We start from the raw sequence: 1,802 nt of genomic DNA, 5'->3' as shown, positions 1-1,802 counted from the left end.
GGCTGTGCGTGTAGGTAGTGACCTTACCTGCATGAGCCGACAAGTGCTCGATACACTTGCCGGTCACGGCAACTCCTTGCGTACTCCCCGAATTAGAACAGCAAGCGGTACAGCGCCCCAAGTCCGTGCCACGCGACACCGACCACGACCGCCGCCGTAACGACGGCACCGACAGCGCGGCATACGCCGCTATCCTCCAACACCCGCACCCAGTACATCTGCATCCTCCTCTGCTCTCATGTCCGGCCTTTTTGTACCGCCTTGGTTCGGATTTGTCAACGATTGATTTATTCCCGGTCTGGGATTGGTCTGCTAACGAAGCGGTCGTGCCGGGCATGGATTCAGACTTTCAATTGGGTTTACAGATGAAGCCGCCGAAATTCACGCAAATCGGTTGGAATGAAGGAGAGCCGAATAACCTGAGAACGGAATCAGGGCTTGTTAGCCGCTATGTTTCACTTATGTCCTTCGAAGCGTAATCGTCGAAGTTGGCATAAGTGAGAAGCGGCTAACAAGCCCTTTACGTTCTAATCGGGATAGGATTCGGCTTCTTCATTCCAGTTGAACTGAAACAGGCCGAAGGGCCTGGGAACGACAAGCAGGACTTATTCTCCGCTTAGCGGCGAATAAGTCCTGTTCGTTCTCATCGGGATAAGGGTTCGGCCCATTTCAGTTCAACACCGATTTGCGTTCCTGGCGACATAGACAATGTAAACCTGCATTGAAAGCTGGAAATCCATGAGCGGCACGGGCTTTAGGATCAACACCATCGTCCGAACGGCTCCCCAAAGATGACAATGGTTGCTACAACCCCTGTTCCCCTCATGCTTCGCGCCTTCTTCTTGTCGAGGAAGGGATACGTACATGCCCGGATGGCTTGTTCTTCTTACTTCTTCTTTATGAGCGGTTAACCCGCTTGCCCTCCTTTCGATTGTTGTTTCTTCCTGATGAACTTGTCTTACTAAGCGGTCTGTATCGATCTCCCCCCAAATAACTGCAAATCGAGGTTAAACGAATTTTGGAATATCTGGATAGAAGAAACCGGAGGGGGCTTGTTTAGGCGGTGTTTTGATTATGGAGAGAACGGAGCCTTCACTTATTCCTTTCAAGCTGTTAATTCTCTGTAGTGGAATAAGTGAAGGGGGTTGGCGGTACTTGGTTCATGTGGTGGAGGTGCAGACGTAAACAAGCCAGCGGTTTCTTTTTGTGATCGATATTCCAGTTCGTTCAACCTGATTTGCACAAGATGGGGGAGATATAGGCCGCTTTGCATGACAAGTGTCAGAAAGGAATTGGAATCGAAAGCCAGGCAAGCCGTTAACCACGGGATGAAGAAGCATCGAAGAACTAAAGCCATTGGGCATGAGACGTATCCCGTCTCCAAGTGAAAGGCGCGAAGAGCTGGGGAACAGGGGTTTGTAACAAAGCCAATGTCATTTGAGAAGCCGTGGACGATGCGTGTTGATCCTAAAAAGCCAGTTGTCAGAGAGGGGAGCAATCCCAAACCGGAAATAAATCAATCGTTGACAAATCCGAACCAAGGCGGTGTGTTGGCCGGGAACATGAGAGCAGAGGAGGATGCAGATGTACTGGGTGCGGGTGTTGGAGGATAGCGGCGTATGCCGCGCTGTCGGTGCCGTCGTTACGGCGGCGGTCGTGGTCGGTGTCGCTTGGCACGGACTTGGGGCGCTGTACCGCTTGCTGTTTTAATTCGGGGAGTACGCAAGGAGTTGCCGTGACCGGCAAGTGTATCGAGCACTTGTCGGCTCATGCAGGTAAGGTCACTACCTACACGCACAGCC

Annotated in this window: 3 protein-coding genes; 2 read left to right on the top strand and 1 reads right to left on the bottom strand. The window is 51.8% G+C overall.

The annotated features are described in order from the left end of the window. Positions 1 to 92: 92 nt before the first annotated feature. Positions 93 to 218, bottom strand: coding sequence for a hypothetical protein (locus E2980_RS24995; protein ID WP_276322401.1), 126 nt, complete (start codon positions 216 to 218; stop codon positions 93 to 95). A 117-nt stretch (positions 219 to 335) separates the two neighbouring features. Between E2980_RS24995 and E2980_RS23800 the strand changes: the two genes are divergently transcribed. Together E2980_RS23800 and E2980_RS24990 are read left to right on the top strand one after the other, a co-directional pair. After that, entirely contained in the window at positions 336 to 479 is a 144-nt protein-coding gene (locus tag E2980_RS23800; RefSeq protein ID WP_205700025.1) for a hypothetical protein, read from the top strand. Positions 480 to 1,584: 1,105 nt separating this feature from the next. Beyond that, positions 1,585 to 1,710 carry a hypothetical protein gene (locus E2980_RS24990; RefSeq protein ID WP_276322401.1) on the top strand — a complete coding sequence of 42 codons (126 nt, stop codon included), beginning with the start codon at positions 1,585 to 1,587 and terminating at the stop codon, positions 1,708 to 1,710. Positions 1,711 to 1,802: the final 92 nt, after the last annotated feature.

This window comes from Cohnella luojiensis, assembly GCF_004564235.1.
GTDB lineage: Bacteria > Bacillota > Bacilli > Paenibacillales > Paenibacillaceae > Cohnella > Cohnella luojiensis.
The sequence above is the reverse complement of the archived record's forward strand: the minus strand, read 5'-3'. Positions and strand labels throughout refer to the sequence as shown.